We start from the raw sequence: 14,756 nt of genomic DNA, 5'->3' as shown, positions 1-14,756 counted from the left end.
TGCGCGCCGCGATCCGGCGCGCTTGCTTGCGCAACAGGGATATTGATAATGGCGGGGAACAAAAAAGAAGGAGCCACCATGCGCGCAACATCGCTGAAATTCACGCTCGCCGCCTCGATTGCCGCGATCGTCTCGAGCCAGGCCTTGGCTGCCGATCCGGCAAGCTGTAGCGCCGTCCGCTTCTCGGATGTCGGCTGGACCGACATTACCGCCACCACGGCGACGGCTTCGGTCGTGCTGGAGGCGCTCGGCTACAAGCCGCAGGTGCAGGTCCTGTCGGTGCCGGTCACCTACCAGTCGCTGAAGAACAAGGATATCGACGTTTTCCTCGGCAACTGGATGCCGACGCAGGAAAATGACGTGCGTCCTTTCCTCGACGACAAGTCGGTGGAATCTTTTGGTCCGAACCTCGTTGGCGCCAAATATACGCTGGCAACCAATGCCAAGGGCGCCGAACTTGGCATCAAGGACTTCAAGGATCTCGCCGCCCATTCCAAGGATCTCGAGGGCAAGATCTACGGCATCGAGCCGGGCAATGATGGCAACCGCCTGATCCTCGACATGGTGGACAAGGACACCTTTGGCCTGAAGGGTTTTGAGGTGGTTGAATCCTCCGAGCAGGGCATGCTGGCGCAGGTCGCCCGCGCCGACCGTTCCGGCAAGCCGGTTGTGTTCCTCGGCTGGGAACCGCATCCGATGAACAGCAACTTCAAGCTGACTTACCTCACCGGCGGCGACGACATCTTTGGACCGAATTTTGGTGGCGCCAGCGTGTTCACCAATGTGCGCGCCGGCTTCACCAAGGATTGCCCGAATGCCGGCACCTTCATCACCAATCTCAAGTTCTCGTTGCCGATGGAAAACGAGATCATGGGCAAGATCCTGAACGATGGCGAGGATCCGCAGAAGGCGGCAGCCGCCTGGCTGAAGGCCAATCCGGCCGCCGTGACACCCTGGCTTGCCAATGTCACCACGCTTGACGGCAAGGACGGCCTTGCGGCAGTCAAAAGCAAGCTCGGCCTCTGAGGCTTTCTGTCCGCCCGGCAAAAGCCTTTCCAAGCGGTGGCCAAAACTGCCGCAGACCAAGGCCCGGGCGGCAATTCCGATGTGTTCATCCGTTGCCCGGAGACCATCCGGGAACGGAGTTCGCCGAAAGGCCGGCCGCCTTGACCCTGCGGCCCGCCCTTCCCGCCGAAACCTGACCCGCACTGGAAGAAGCCCTTGGAAATTCTGACCGACCACCGTATTCCGATTGGGATGTGGGCCAAAAACGCCGTGGACTGGCTGACGCTGAATGGCGCCTGGTTCTTCGACTGGCTCTCCTCCGTCCTGTCGAGCGTGATCGACGGCCTGCTGTTCGTGCTGCAATGGCCCCATCCGCTGGCCATCGTTTTCGCCTTCACCGCCCTCTCCTGGTTTTTGCGCCGCTCTGTCGGCATTGCCCTCTTTACCTGTCTCGGGCTGCTCCTCATCATCAACCAGGGATACTGGAAGGAAACCACGGAAACGCTGGCGCTCGTCGTGGCCTCTGCTGCCGTCAGCATGGCGATCGGCGTGCCGCTCGGCATCGCCGCTGCCAGACGCCCCTGGCTTTACGAGGTCATGCGCCCGGTGCTCGACCTCATGCAGACCATCCCGACCTTCGTCTACCTCATTCCGGCGCTGATCCTCTTCGGGCTCGGCATGGTGCCCGGCCTGATTGCCACCGTGATCTTTGCCATCCCGGCTCCCATCCGCCTTACCCGGCTCGGCATTGTCTCGACACCGGATGCGCTGACGGAAGCGGCGATGGCCTTCGGTGCCACGCCCTCGCAGGTTCTGCGAAAGGTGGAACTGCCGTTTGCCATGCCGCAGATCATGGCGGGGCTGACCCAGACGATCATGCTGTCACTGTCGATGGTGGTGATTGCAGCGCTTGTCGGCGCCTCCGGCCTTGGCGTTCCCGTCGTGCGCGCGCTCAACACCGTCAACATTGCCCGCGGTTTCGAGGCGGGCCTCTGCATCGTTATCCTCGCAATCATTCTCGACCGGATGTTCCGCACCGACGCAGGAGAAGGCGCATGAGCGACGCGATCATATTTGGCGGAGTCGATATCGTTTTCGGCGACCGGCCCGAACGGGCGCTCACCCTGATGGACCAGGGTCGTTCGCGTGATGAAGTGAGTGCAGAAACGGGACTGGTGCTGGGCGTCTCCAATGCCTCGCTGACGATCAAGCAGGGCGAGATTCTTGTTCTGATGGGGCTTTCGGGGTCCGGCAAGTCGACGCTTCTACGAGCCGTGAACGGGCTTGCCCCCGTCGTGCGCGGCAGCGTGACAGTGCAGAGCGCCAAGGGCCCGATCGATCCTTACCGGGCCTCGGCAAAAACCCTGCGCGATCTTCGCATGCACACCGTCTCCATGGTCTTCCAGCAGTTCGGGCTTTTGCCCTGGCGCACCGTTTCCGACAATGTCGGCTTTGGGCTGGAGCTTGCCGGCGTGCCCGAGGGGGAACGCAAAAAACGTGTGGCCGAGCAGCTGGAACTGGTCAACCTCTCGAGCTGGGGCGAGCGCAAGGTGGGCGAACTCTCCGGCGGCATGCAGCAGCGTGTCGGCCTTGCCCGCGCCTTTGCCACCGGCGCGCCGATCCTCTTGATGGACGAGCCGTTTTCGGCGCTCGATCCGCTGATCCGCACCCGGCTGCAGGATGAACTCCTGGAATTCCAGAGCCGGCTGAAAAAAACCATCCTCTTCGTCAGCCACGATCTGGATGAGGCCTTCCGCATCGGCAACCGCATCGCCATCATGGAAGGCGGGCGCATCATCCAGTGCGGCACGCCGCAGCAGATCGTGCAGGCGCCCGCCGACCAGTATGTCGCGGATTTCGTGCAGAACATGAACCCGATCAACATGCTGACAGCAGGCGACATCATGCGCGCGGGCGCCGCCGCCACCCAGTCACCCGTCACGGCCACGGCGCGCGCCGAAACGCCGCTTGTCGATATCCTCGACGCCATGACCCGTCAACCGGGCGTCGTTGGCATCGTCGATAACGGCACTGTCATCGGCACCATCGGGGCAGACGATGTCATTGCCGGCCTCACCCGCCACCGGCGCCGCGAGGTCTAGGGCGTGGCGGACAAGCCTTCGGTCTTGCGCGAAACAGACGAGGCAGCGCTTCACCAGGCGCGCTGCCTCATCAGGGCAGCGCGTACCGTATCGCTTGGTGTGCTGGATCCGGAAACCGGTTTCCCGGCCGTCAGCCGGGCGCTGGTGGCAACCGATTTCGACTGCGTGCCGATCATTCTCGTCTCGCAACTCTCAAGCCACACGAAAAGCCTTTTGTCCGACCAGCGCTGCTCGCTTCTCGCCGGCGAACCCGGCAAGGGTGATCCGCTTGCCCATCCGCGCATCACCGTGATGTGCCGGGCAGAGGCGGTGGCGCGCGACAGTGACCATCATCGCCTCCTGCGCACCCGCTTTCTCCACCGGCATCCGAAGGCGGCACTTTATATCGACTTTCCCGATTTCCTGTTTTTCCGCCTCGTGCCGCAGACGGCTTCGCTTAATGGCGGCTTCGGACGCGCCTATGCGATCAAGGGCACGTCGCTGTTCCTCGCTCCCCCGCAGGATATGGCGGGGGACATGACGGACTGGCTTGTTCTTCAGGAAAATATTATAATGGAACATAGCGATGTGAGTCGGCTCGCCGCCGCGGCAGGAGGGCGAGAACAGGCAAAATATCGCCTTTGCGGCGTGGATCCGGCCGGTTTTGACCTGATCGGCGCCGGGAATGGTTTGCGTTACGAATTTTCGTCCCTCTGCCGTACCGTTACGGAAGCGGATGGCGAAATTCGTATAATACTTAAAGCTGTATAACGACTACGTAAAATTTAGGGATATACAATCCTGCCAAAAACTTGCTAGATTTCTGACACATTGTTACCAGCCACGGCCGGTTACGATTGCTAGGGGACGACTGAGGAACAAAGAGATGATGCCACTCACTGAGCATTCGGCTGCAGCAGCAAATTTGTTGTCTGCAATGGCCAATCCGAAACGGCTTATGATTTTATGCTGCCTGGTCAAGGGCGAGGTTGCCGTGGGGGCGCTGGCGACGAAGGTCGGTCTCAGCCAGTCCGCCCTGTCGCAGCATCTTTCCAAACTGCGCGCGCAGAAGCTGGTCAACACGCGCCGCGATGCGCAGACGATCTATTATTCCAGCTCGGCCGAATCGGTGATGAAAGTTCTCGAAACGCTCGAGACCCTTTATTGCGAGCCCGAGCCGGCTAAATCTGCGGCCTGATGACAGCGCTGACATCCGGCTGAAAAAGATCAAAAAAGGCGGGGAGCCGGGCAAAAATTTTGCTCCCCTGCCGTTGTTGCGCGCGTTTTATCGGCCGCGCTCTTTCGCCTCGATGGTAGAGTTTCGGCCATTGCGCCCGCCTTTCCGTGACCGACGACAGACCATCAAATTTATGCCGTGGGAGACCAAGCTTGCGCCTGCAAACGCGGCTTGACGGCGGTGACGCGCTTGGTAACTTGGGCGCAGTGTCGCCAGTGGCCAGAGGGCTGCCGGCCGGGTACTGGCCCCCGCTCTGACAGGCCATGGAGATCATGATGTCGAACCGCCTGAATACCGCCCCCAACGACTTGCGGGCGTTCTGGATGCCTTTTACGGCGAACCGCCAGTTCAAGAAAGAACCGCGCCTGTTCGTCGGTGCCAAGGACATGCATTACACGACGCATGACGGCCGTCAGGTGCTGGACGCGACGGCGGGCCTGTGGTGTGTCAACGCCGGTCACTGCCGCCCGAAAATCACCGAGGCCATCCGCGAACAGGCCGGTGAACTCGATTATGCGCCGGCCTTCCAGCTTGGCCACCCGAAGGCTTTCGAACTGGCAAACCGTCTGGTCGATATCGCGCCTGATGGGCTCGACCATGTTCTCTACACCAATTCCGGTTCCGAATCGGTCGATACGGCACTGAAGGTTGCCATCGCCTACCATCGCGCCAAGGGCAACGGCGCGAAGTTCCGGTTGATCGGGCGCGAGCGCGGTTATCACGGCGTTAATTTCGGCGGCATTTCGGTGGGCGGCATCGTCTCCAACCGAAAAATGTTCGGCACGCTTTTGACAGGCGTCGACCATATGCCGCACACGCACCTGCCCGGCCAGAATACGTTTACCCGCGGCGAGCCCGAAGTGGGCGGCGATCTCGCAACCGAACTGGAACGCATCGTCACCCTGCATGACGCCTCCACCGTTGCCGCCGTGATCGTCGAACCGGTTGCAGGCTCCACCGGCGTTCTCATTCCGCCGAAGGGTTATCTGCAGAAGCTGCGCGACATCTGCACCAAGCATGGCATCCTGTTGATCTTCGATGAGGTCATCACCGGTTACGGCCGTCTCGGCACGCCGTTCGCCTCGCAGTATTTCGGTGTGAAGCCGGATATCATGGTCACCGCCAAGGGCCTGACCAATGGCGTCATCCCGATGGGCGCCGTGTTCGTCACCGCCGAAATCCATGATGCCTTCATGAACGGCCCGGAACACATGATCGAGTTCTTCCACGGCTATACCTATTCCGGCAACCCGATCGCGTCCGCCGCAGCGCTTGCCACGCTCGACACCTACAAGGAAGAAGGCCTGTTCGAACGCGCCGCCGACATCGCCTCCTATTGGGAAGACGGCCTGCATTCGCTGAAGGATTGCAAGAACGTCATCGACATCCGCAATCTCGGCCTCATCGGCGCCATCGAACTCGATCCTATCGCCGGCGAGCCGACCAAACGCGCCTTCAACGCCTTCCTGAAGGCTTATGACGATGGCCTGCTGATCCGCACCACCGGCGACATCATTGCCATGTCGCCGCCGCTGATCGTCGAGAAACACCATATCGACGAAATCTTCGGCAAGCTGCGCGAGATCATCAACAACAATATCTGAGGCTTGACCTCAAAGCAGAACGCCGCATGATTTTTTCACGCGGCGTCAGACTGCTGACAAAGGGCTTTCAGCTTCCTTCCGTCATGCTCGGGCCTGTCCCGAGCATCTACACGTTTGATTTTATTGGATCTTAGTAGATCCTCGGCACAAGGCCGAGGATGACGTCGCGGTGGGAGACAGGTTTGTCAACAAACTGACGCCGCGTGATTTTTCACGCGGCGTTTTCGGTGTGAGACAGGACAGCCTGTTCAAGAATTTTCTCTGGCGAGGCGAAAATGGTAATTTCGAGAACCGGAGCGGAGCGTACTTAATGTACGTGAGCACCGGAAGCGCAGAAATTGCCATTTGCAGCCCGCCAGAGGGAATTATGGAATAGGCTGTCAGAGCCAGCCGCGACGCTTGAAGTAATAAAACGGCAGCGCGGCGGAGGCGACCATCAGCAGAACCGCCCAAGGGTATCCCAGAGACCAGTTCAGCTCCGGCATCATGGCAAAGTTCATGCCGTAGACGGATGCGACCAGCGTCGGCGGCAGGAAGACCACCGAGGCGACGGTGAAGATCTTGATGATCTGGTTCTGTTCGAGATTGATCAGGCCAAGCGTCGCATCCAGCAGGAAATTGATCTTGCCGTTCAAAAACGTGGCGTGGTCACCAAGCGACAGGGCATCGCGCTGCAGAAGCTTCACCATCTGGCGCGTTTCCTTGCTCGGCTTGCGCTGCGGGCTTTCCAGCGCTGCGTGATAGGCCACAAGCCGGGAAATGCTGACGAGGCTTTCGCGCACGCTGCTCAGAAAATCGCCCTTCTGGCCGAGCTGATCGATCAGCGATTGCAGATCCTGTGTCTTCTTGCTGACAGTTCCGGACTTGCCACGAAACACTTCGCGCGAAATGCCATCGATCTCGTTGCCGATCCGCTCCAGCACATCCGCCAGCCGGTCGATGATCGCCTCGATCAGGCCCAGCATGATCTCGTCGCCGCCGCCATAGGTCTGGCCGTTGGAGCGCAGGGCACGGTTGCAGAAGATCGTGAAGGGTTTTGGTTCGGCATGGCGCACCGTCACCAGCGTCGGCCCCTTCAGCACGAAGGTAACAGGCGTTTTCATCGGCTCCTCGCCATCCAGCTTGGTCAGCGCCGTCATGGTCATGAACTCGGCGCCGTCCTCCTGATACAGGCGGGCGGACAGCTCGATCTCCTCCATCTCGTCGCGTGTCGGCAGGAGAATGCCAAGCTCGGCCTGCACCCGTGCGGTTTCCTCCAGCGACGGGGAAATCAGGTCGAACCACACAGGCTGAGGTGCCGGGGTCGCGTCCGGGGGCGTGATGTCGGATGGAACTGCGGGGTTTGCATCGCGCAGGATCAGGCGGTCAGCATCGCGTCCATAGATACGCAGCATGAGTGGCTCCTTCGGGGCTTTTAAAAACCCGTTCCGGAGCGGATGCAGCATCCTTACCGGCGGGTCTCAGTCTTTGATGTCGACAATCGACTGTCGGGGTCCATGATCGGGGTCCTTGGATGGGATGAATTGCTCATCACACCTTTCCCATGGCCCCGTTTTTGCAGTGCGTCAAGCCAAAATGAGACGAAGGTTTTCGAGTAGGGAACCCCCGAGCGAAAAGGGCCAAACATCATTTCGGATCATGGCCTTGCAGCGCTGTCCACCACCCGTCAAAGGCAGCGTCTGGGGACTGTGCGGGCTTTTGCGTTCCAATGCGGGCCAAGGCCGGATAGACTGGCTGGAACAAAGCAATCGGAGTGTGACAAGCCATGAGCCATCTGGAAAACCGCATCGATCAGGGCACCGGACGGGTGAAGGCCGATATCGTCCTGAAGGGTGGCCGCTTCTTCGATCTGGTGACCGGCGAACTGGTGGCTTCCGATATTGCGCTTTGCGGTGATACCATCGTCGGCACCTGCGAAGCCTACGAGGGCGTCGAGGAAATCGACATTTCCGGCAAAATCGTCGTGCCGGGCTTCATCGATACGCATCTGCATATCGAAAGCTCGCTGGTGACGCCGCACGAGTTCGACCGCTGCGTGCTGCCTTATGGCGTTACAACCGTGATCTGCGATCCGCACGAGATCGCCAATGTCATCGGCACGGAGGGCATCCAGTTCTTCCTCGATTCGGCCGAGCAGACGATCATGGATATCCGCGTGCAGCTTTCCTCCTGCGTGCCGGCCACGCATCTGGAAACCGCCGGCGCCGATCTGCCGATCGAACGCCTGCTGCCGTTTCGCGACCATCCAAAGGTCATCGGCCTTGCCGAGTTCATGAATTTCCCGGGTGTGATCCACAAGGATCCGATCTGCATGGCCAAGCTCGAAGCCTTCCAGGGCGGCCATATCGATGGCCATGCACCGCTGCTCCTCGGCCATGGCCTCAACGGTTACCTCTCCGCCGGCATCCGCACCGAACATGAGGCCACAAGCGCCGAAGAGGCGATGGAAAAAATCCGCAAAGGCATGCATATCCTGGTGCGCGAAGGCTCCGTATCGAAGGACCTGCACGCGCTGATGCCGATCATTACCGAGCGCCTGTCGCCTTATCTCGCACTCTGCACCGATGACCGAAACCCGCTCGACATCGCCGAGGAAGGCCATCTGGATTTCATGATCCGTACCGCCATCGCCCATGGTGTGGAGCCGCTGGCGATTTACCGCGCCGCCTCCATTTCCGCCGCCCGCGCCTTCGGTCTTCGCGACCGCGGCCTTGTGGCCCCCGGCTGGCGGGCGGATCTGGTGGTGGTCGACAGTCTTGAAAACTGCAAGGCCGAGATGGTGTTTTCAGCCGGCCGCCGCGTCACGGCTGAACTGTTTGCGACCCGCCTGCCCGTCGAACCGGTCGGGCTCGACAGCGTCAAGGCACGCATCGTCAAGGCGGCGGATTTCGCCGTGCCGGTAAAGACCGAAGAACAACCTGTCATCGGCGTGCTGCCGGGAAAGATCATCACCGAACACCGCCGTTACCGCCTGCCCTCCTCCGGCAACCAGACGACGGTCGATCTTGCAAACGACATCATCAAGGTCGCCGTCATCGAGCGGCATGGCAAGAACGGCAACCATGCCAACGGCTTCGTGCAGGGGTTCGGGTTGAAGAAGGGCGCCATCGCCTCCACCGTCGGCCATGACAGCCACAATATCTGCGTCGTCGGCGTCAGCGAAGACGACATGGCGCTGGCGGCCAACCGGCTGTCAGACATCCGCGGCGGCTTCGTCGTTGTCGAGGATGGCAAGGTGACCGGCGAGATCGCGCTGCCGCTTGCCGGCCTGATGAGCCTTGAGCCTTATGAGAGCGTGCGCGACACACTGACGGACCTGCGCAAGGCGGCCTACGCGCTCGGCACCACGCTTGCAGAACCGTTTCTGCAGGTGGCTTTCCTGCCGCTGCCGGTCATTCCGCATCTCAAGATTTCCGACAAGGGCATGGTGGACGTGGACAAGTTCATGCTTCTGGCATAGGCCGCGACCGTCACGGCGGGTCGCTTATTGCGGTCCGCGTTCCCTATCCGGCGTCAGCGCATGAGCCACGGCTTCGGCCGCGGATGTGGCCGTCGTCTTGATCGCCTGGGTAATGGCTTCCACATGCGCCACCTGCCGGTGAAACTCATCCAGCGCGCGGCCGCGCAGCACGGTGCCGGCCGGCATCTGCGCCTTGGTCGGGTCCTCATAGGTATTGCCGACGCGCAGTTCGTAATAAAGATGCGGGCCGGTGGAAAGGCCGGTGGAGCCGACATAAGCAATCACCTGCCCTTGAGCGACACGCTGGCCGACCTTCAGGTCCTTCGGCGTTCCATCGATATGGGCATAGGTGGTTTCATAACCGCCATCGTGGCGGATGCGTACGAACTTGCCATACCCGTCTTCCCAGGAAATCTTCTCCACCACGCCATCGCCGGCGGCAACGATGGGGGACCCCTTGGGCGCCCTGAAATCCACGCCGTTGTGAAACTTCTTCACCTGCAGGATGGGATGAACGCGCCAGCCGAAACCATCGCCCTGCTGGCCGGCAGAGACCGGCTTGTGCATCAGGCTCTTGGAGACGGAGCGGCCTTCATGATCGAAAAACTCGGTCTGTCCGTCCTCAGTGGATTGATAACGATAGAAATGCCGCTCTGTCTCGCCCTCATGCAGGGTGATCGAAACCAGTTCATCGCCACCGTCCTCGCCCTTGCGGAACACCACGTCAAGGATGGGCATGTCATCGGATTTCGACCAGCGGATATTGTTGGCCTTCAACAGTTCCACCACCTGCAGGCCGACCGTGGAGGGCACCTTGCCGCGCGCGAGATGGTCTGCAAGCTTTGGATAAGCCGACGCGGCCCGGCCAAGATCCCGCGCCTCCTGCGGGCGCGGCGCAGGTTTTGTGGCGGCCGAGGCTTCACCCGCCGCAGCCTCGGCCACCAGCCGGTCATAGAGATGACGTTCGGCCGTCGTGCGGAAATGACCGCTATCGAGGCGGGCAAGCAGCCTTTCGCCCTTGCGGGGCGAGACATGGCGGGCAAAAACGATCTGCGTATCCCCGGTGGCGGTATCCTCGACGAGCATATCCAGCTCCTCGCCGGGCTTGACGCTGTCAGTGCCAAGCTCGCGGGCAAGACTTGCAAACTCGGCCTCCGGCACGTCAACGGCGCCTTCGATATTGCGCAGCGGCTCTTCGCGCGCCGGCAGCGATACCAGCCGGCGGATTTTCGAGGCTGGCTTCAACGGCGCGGCAATGCTGACATTGATCGGTTCACCCCGCACAGGAACAGGCCGGGCCGACTTGGCAACCCGTGTCGATTTTGGTGCAGGGGCCGCAACCAGCGCGGTCTCGCTTGCCGGTGGCCGTATCACCAGATCGAATGGATCGGCGTGGGAGGGCTGCTCCTGGTAGGCCTGAAGGGGACCTGCTTTGGCCTGATCCGCGTCTTCGGCAAGATCGAGCGACACATCGAAATAGGCGGAGCGGGCAAAGGATCCGTCGCTCATCCGCTCGATGAGGTCGAGCTTCGGTGTCTCGGCCAAAACCGGCATCCACACCCTGCCCTGTTTCGGCGTGCTGACCGGCTGGCGGCGCGGCGCTCTCCAGACGACCGATTTCGGCGGGAAAGCAGCACTTGCCGTGGCAAAGACCATACATTCGCCGAGCAGGCAGATGGACGCGACGGCCAGCAGCACAAGCGCCAGCGTGATGCGCCAATGGCTGACAAACGAAAACCGGATGACGGTATGCGCGGGATGGATGACACCAAACCCATCCGCCTGCGTAGATGCGCGCAGTGCCGAGACCGCCATTCGCCAATGCCCTCGTGAAACCCGTGACGCGACGTTATCAGGTTCCATGGCGAAAATGTGTCGCGGCAGATTTTACGTGCCGCTTCCAACAGGCAAAGCAGGCTTTGACCCGCTTCAGTCGCGCATCAAAACCATGCCGGCATGGTAGAGCACGTCCTTGCGGAATTCGCCATCGGCGGTGAAGCCCGTATCGTCCTTGTAGGCAATGTGGTCGCCGTTGATTTCGTAACGGCCCTGGTAGGCCCCTTCACGATTGCCGCGGGCCTCCACATAACGCCCGTTCGGCAAAAGCGCATGGCGCACATGGCCATCCTGGGTGACCCAGAGGCCCGTATATCGGTGAGACGCCATCGTGATCTCCTTGTCGGATTGTGTGAAAAGGGGCGGCCGGCGACCCAAATTGCCGCCGGCGCTTTGAAACGGGCTCAGCCGTTCATATATCTGCGACGCAGGTCCTTATCCCGCCGCCGTGCGACGGATCTGCGATAGGTCTGCCTCGACCGATCCAGCCAATCCATCAACCATGTCACCGGGCTTTCAAGCAGCCGCTGGAAATTGCGCATTTCCGTCTCCTTTCTTCGGGATAACCGTTTGTTCGTGTCTTGCAGGACCGAATATGGCGGAGACAGAGCCCGGGGCGGTAGATCAGGACTCCGCCATGATTGCACAAAAATCCGGAAGTTCGCCGAAGGCTCTTTCCGGAAAACGAGCGGGCTGGTAGGTGTGAAATCACAGAACGCGCGGCAAGGCGCGGGAATTGCGGGATTATCGGATAAGAAGATGATGCACCGACTGAACGATCTGGCAGCCCTTATTGCACAACACACCGATAGCGAAGGCATGGTGGCGACGGCCATCCCGCGCCTGTCGCTGGTGCGGCTCTCCAGGGAAACCGAACCGGCACCCGGCGTGCAGCAACCATCGCTCTGCATCATCGCGCAGGGCACGAAGCAGGTTCTGCTGGCCGAAGAAGTGTTCGAATACGGCCCGGCGCGCCACCTGATCGCCTCTGCCGACCTGCCGATTACCGGACAGGTGATCGAGGCGACAGCGGAAAAACCCTATCTCAGTCTGCGGCTTGACCTGGATCTGACCGCCCTCAGCGCCATGATGATGGAGGTGATGCCGAAAGCCCCTGTCGGCCAGGCCTTCCCGCCCTATACAAAAAGCTGCGGCAAGGCGCTCTGCCTCGGACGCAGCGATCCGCAGCTTCTCGATGCCGCCGTTCGGCTGGTGCGCTTGCTCGATACGCCGGAGGATATTCCGTTTCTGGCACCGCTTGCCGAACGCGAACTGCTCTACCGGCTGATGCGCGGTGACCAGGGCGAGAAACTGCGGCGCATGCTGATGCCGGAAAGCCGGCTTTCGCAGGTCAATCGCGCCATCGCCTGGATCCGCCAGAATTTCGACAAGCCGTTCAGCGTCGAACGGGTGGCCGAGGAAGCACGCATGAGCACGTCCTCGCTCCACGAGCACTTTCGCGAAGTGACCGCCATGAGCCCGCTGCAATACCAGAAACAGCTTCGGCTTCAGGAGGCGCGTCGGCTGATTCTCTCGGAAGCGCTGGATGCGGCAAGTGCTGCCCACCGCGTCGGTTATGACAGTCCCTCGCAGTTCAGCCGCGAATATCGACGCCTGTTTGGCGCGCCGCCCATTCAGGACGTATCACGCCTGAAGACGGAGCCGGCGCGTTATGCGCCGGCCTCCGCGTGAGTGAACGTCAGAGCCTTGCGCAGAACACGTCGAGCGCGCCAAGCTTTACGACCGCGTCCGTGACCGCCGGATCGTAACCGGGCATCGGCTGCGGCGTGCAGCCGGTCATGGCCGCCGGCAGCGGGAAATCCAGCGGCGCGCGCGTGAGATTGAACACGAAGAGCAGCCGCTCGCCGGCCTTTTCACGCACAAAGGCCAGAAGATCCGCCTTGGTTTCGAGGAAGGTCATGTCGCCATCCAGCAGCACCGGATGCTGCTTGCGGAAGGCAAGCGTGCGGCGATAGTGGTTCAGCACGGAGTTTTCGTCATTCTCCTGCCCGTTGACGGCAAGCGTCTGATGCTCTGAAGGCACCGGCAGCCAGGCCTTGTTGCCCTCACTGAAACCGGCGAGCGGCTTGTCGACATCCCAGACCATCGGCGTGCGGCATCCGTCGCGGCCCTTGAAGGCCGGCCAGAAGCGGATGCCGTAGGGGTCACGCAGATCCTCAAAGGCAAGCTCGGCTTCCGGCAAGCCCAGTTCCTCACCCTGATAGAGGCAGATGGAGCCGCGAAGCGTCGACAGCACACTGATCGCCAGCTTTGCCACCGCTTCCCGCTCACCGGCATTTTCCATGAAACGTGTCACATGGCGCACCACGTCATGATTGGAAAACGCCCAGCAGACCCAGCCGTTGGTGACGATTTCCTGGCACTTCGACACCACGCCGCGAATATGTTCTGCAGTGAACCGTGGGCTGAGCAGGTCGAACGTATAACACATGTGCAGCTTGTCATTGCCGCTGGTATAGATGGCAAGTGTCGTCAGCGACCGATCGCCATCGCCGACTTCACCGACCGTCGTGCGGCAATCGTATTCGTCGAGCAGCGCGCGCAGGCGCTTCAGGAACTCGATGTTTTCCGGCTGGCTCTTGTCATAGAGGTGGTGCTGCATCGAATAAGGATTGGTGTCTGTTTCCAGCCCGGTCGAATGCGGGTCGTAGACCATTGGCGGATTGTTGCGCAGCTGTTGGTCGTGGAAATAGTAGTTGACGGTATCGAGGCGAAACCCGTGGACGCCGCGGTCCAGCCAGAATTTCACCGTGCCCAGCATCGCATCCTGCACATCCGGATTGTGAAAATTGAGATCCGGCTGCGAGCCGAGGAAATTGTGCATGTAATATTGCTTGCGCACGCCATCCCATTCCCAGCCGGGACCGCCGAAGATGGAGAGCCAGTTGTTGGGTGCCGTACCATCCGGCTTCGGATCGGCCCAGATGTACCAGTCGGCGCGCGGATTGCTGCGGCTCGACCGGCTCTCGACAAACCAGGGATGCTGGTCGGACGTGTGGGAAATGACCTGGTCAATGATGACCTTGAGGCCGAGGCGTTCGCATTCGGCCATCATGGCATCGAAATCGGCAAGCGTTCCGAACATCGGATCGACATTGCAATAGTCAGCCACGTCATAGCCCATATCGGCCATGGGCGAGGTGAAGAAGGGCGACAGCCAGATCCCGTCGACGCCGAGCGAGGCGATATACGGCAGACGCGCGGTAATGCCCTTGATATCCCCGATACCATCGCCCGTCGTATCCTGAAACGACCGCGGGTAGACCTGATAGATCACCGCGCCGCGCCACCAGTTCGCATCGCCCTTCTGTGCCGTTAGCATCGCCATTTGCGTCTTTCACTCCTTCGATGTCCTGTTCACCGACAACCTAGTCGCCTTATTTGAAAAGACAAAGGGCGACGCGCCTCAGAAAGACAAAGAACCGTGTCAAACCCGTGGCTTCGCACACGCCCGGCTCTTGCCTTGGTCGCCTCTTCAGCCTATTGCCGAACAGTGTCATGGAGGGAATGGG

The 14,756-nt window shown here is 60.8% G+C and carries 12 protein-coding genes; 8 read left to right on the top strand and 4 right to left on the bottom strand.

Going from position 1 to position 14,756, the window contains the following annotated elements:
- The first annotated feature begins 78 nt into the window (after positions 1-78).
- The 6 genes from AC4CWF_RS05780 (at position 79) to aptA (ending at position 5,927) form a co-directional block, all read left to right on the top strand.
- Positions 79-1,026 (top strand): choline ABC transporter substrate-binding protein, encoded by a 948-nt coding sequence (locus AC4CWF_RS05780; RefSeq protein WP_491284173.1) that lies wholly within the window; start codon positions 79-81, stop codon positions 1,024-1,026.
- A 231-nt stretch (positions 1,027-1,257) separates the two neighbouring features.
- On the top strand, positions 1,258-2,064 hold the full coding sequence (choW, locus tag AC4CWF_RS05775) for a choline ABC transporter permease subunit (protein ID WP_491285241.1): 807 nt from the start codon (positions 1,258-1,260) through the stop codon (positions 2,062-2,064).
- Positions 2,061-3,107 (top strand): choline ABC transporter ATP-binding protein, encoded by a 1,047-nt coding sequence (gene choV / locus AC4CWF_RS05770; RefSeq protein ID WP_491284172.1) that lies wholly within the window; start codon positions 2,061-2,063, stop codon positions 3,105-3,107. Before choW ends, choV begins: the two co-directional genes overlap by 4 nt.
- Before the next feature lie 3 nt (positions 3,108-3,110).
- Positions 3,111-3,857 (top strand): HugZ family pyridoxamine 5'-phosphate oxidase, encoded by a 747-nt coding sequence (locus AC4CWF_RS05765; protein ID WP_491284171.1) that lies wholly within the window; start codon positions 3,111-3,113, stop codon positions 3,855-3,857.
- A 115-nt stretch (positions 3,858-3,972) separates the two neighbouring features.
- Positions 3,973-4,284, top strand: coding sequence for an ArsR/SmtB family transcription factor (locus tag AC4CWF_RS05760; protein WP_491284170.1), 312 nt, complete (start codon positions 3,973-3,975; stop codon positions 4,282-4,284).
- 314 nt (positions 4,285-4,598) lie between these two features.
- Positions 4,599-5,927, top strand: coding sequence for an omega-aminotransferase AptA (gene aptA, locus AC4CWF_RS05755; RefSeq protein WP_491285239.1), 1,329 nt, complete (start codon positions 4,599-4,601; stop codon positions 5,925-5,927).
- Between the two features lie 380 nt (positions 5,928-6,307).
- Here aptA and corA read toward each other — a convergent pair whose 3' ends face one another.
- Positions 6,308-7,321: a magnesium/cobalt transporter CorA gene (gene corA, locus AC4CWF_RS05750; protein WP_491284169.1), complete on the bottom strand. Its 1,014-nt coding sequence runs from the start codon at positions 7,319-7,321 to the stop codon at positions 6,308-6,310.
- Positions 7,322-7,692: 371 nt separating this feature from the next.
- Between corA and ade the strand changes: the two genes are divergently transcribed.
- Positions 7,693-9,387, top strand: coding sequence for an adenine deaminase (gene ade, locus AC4CWF_RS05745; RefSeq protein ID WP_491284168.1), 1,695 nt, complete (start codon positions 7,693-7,695; stop codon positions 9,385-9,387).
- Positions 9,388-9,411: 24 nt separating this feature from the next.
- On the opposite strand, the gene AC4CWF_RS05740 is transcribed toward ade, so the two are convergent.
- Both AC4CWF_RS05740 and AC4CWF_RS05735 read right to left on the bottom strand, forming a co-directional pair.
- Positions 9,412-11,202: a M23 family metallopeptidase gene (locus AC4CWF_RS05740; protein WP_491284167.1), complete on the bottom strand. Its 1,791-nt coding sequence runs from the start codon at positions 11,200-11,202 to the stop codon at positions 9,412-9,414.
- A 114-nt stretch (positions 11,203-11,316) separates the two neighbouring features.
- Positions 11,317-11,553: an Atu4866 domain-containing protein gene (locus AC4CWF_RS05735; protein WP_491284166.1), complete on the bottom strand. Its 237-nt coding sequence runs from the start codon at positions 11,551-11,553 to the stop codon at positions 11,317-11,319.
- A gap of 429 nt (positions 11,554-11,982) precedes the next feature.
- Between AC4CWF_RS05735 and AC4CWF_RS05730 the strand changes: the two genes are divergently transcribed.
- Positions 11,983-12,915: an AraC family transcriptional regulator gene (locus AC4CWF_RS05730; RefSeq protein ID WP_491284165.1), complete on the top strand. Its 933-nt coding sequence runs from the start codon at positions 11,983-11,985 to the stop codon at positions 12,913-12,915.
- A gap of 7 nt (positions 12,916-12,922) precedes the next feature.
- Here AC4CWF_RS05730 and bglA read toward each other — a convergent pair whose 3' ends face one another.
- Positions 12,923-14,566: a beta-galactosidase BglA gene (gene bglA / locus AC4CWF_RS05725; protein WP_491285237.1), complete on the bottom strand. Its 1,644-nt coding sequence runs from the start codon at positions 14,564-14,566 to the stop codon at positions 12,923-12,925.
- Between the last annotated feature and the right edge of the window lie 190 nt (positions 14,567-14,756).

It is taken from the genome of Neorhizobium sp. PAMB6630 (genome assembly GCF_058242775.1).
Note: the sequence above shows the minus strand (reverse complement) of the source record. Positions and strands in the feature narration are given on the sequence as shown.

Bases quoted from the DNA above. Each gene is read 5' to 3' on its own strand.
- choV (WP_491284172.1), top strand. From the start codon at position 2,061: ATGAGCGACGCGATCATATTTGGCGGAGTCGATATCGTTTTCGGCGAC.
- corA (WP_491284169.1), bottom strand. From the start codon at position 7,321: ATGCTGCGTATCTATGGACGCGATGCTGACCGCCTGATCCTGCGCGAT.
- AC4CWF_RS05735 (WP_491284166.1), bottom strand. From the start codon at position 11,553: ATGGCGTCTCACCGATATACGGGCCTCTGGGTCACCCAGGATGGCCAT.
- aptA (WP_491285239.1), top strand. From the start codon at position 4,599: ATGTCGAACCGCCTGAATACCGCCCCCAACGACTTGCGGGCGTTCTGG.
- AC4CWF_RS05760 (WP_491284170.1), top strand. From the start codon at position 3,973: ATGATGCCACTCACTGAGCATTCGGCTGCAGCAGCAAATTTGTTGTCT.
- AC4CWF_RS05730 (WP_491284165.1), top strand. From the start codon at position 11,983: ATGATGCACCGACTGAACGATCTGGCAGCCCTTATTGCACAACACACC.
- AC4CWF_RS05780 (WP_491284173.1), top strand. From the start codon at position 79: ATGCGCGCAACATCGCTGAAATTCACGCTCGCCGCCTCGATTGCCGCG.
- choW (WP_491285241.1), top strand. From the start codon at position 1,258: ATGTGGGCCAAAAACGCCGTGGACTGGCTGACGCTGAATGGCGCCTGG.
- bglA (WP_491285237.1), bottom strand. From the start codon at position 14,566: ATGCTAACGGCACAGAAGGGCGATGCGAACTGGTGGCGCGGCGCGGTG.
- ade (WP_491284168.1), top strand. From the start codon at position 7,693: ATGAGCCATCTGGAAAACCGCATCGATCAGGGCACCGGACGGGTGAAG.
- AC4CWF_RS05740 (WP_491284167.1), bottom strand. From the start codon at position 11,202: ATGGCGGTCTCGGCACTGCGCGCATCTACGCAGGCGGATGGGTTTGGT.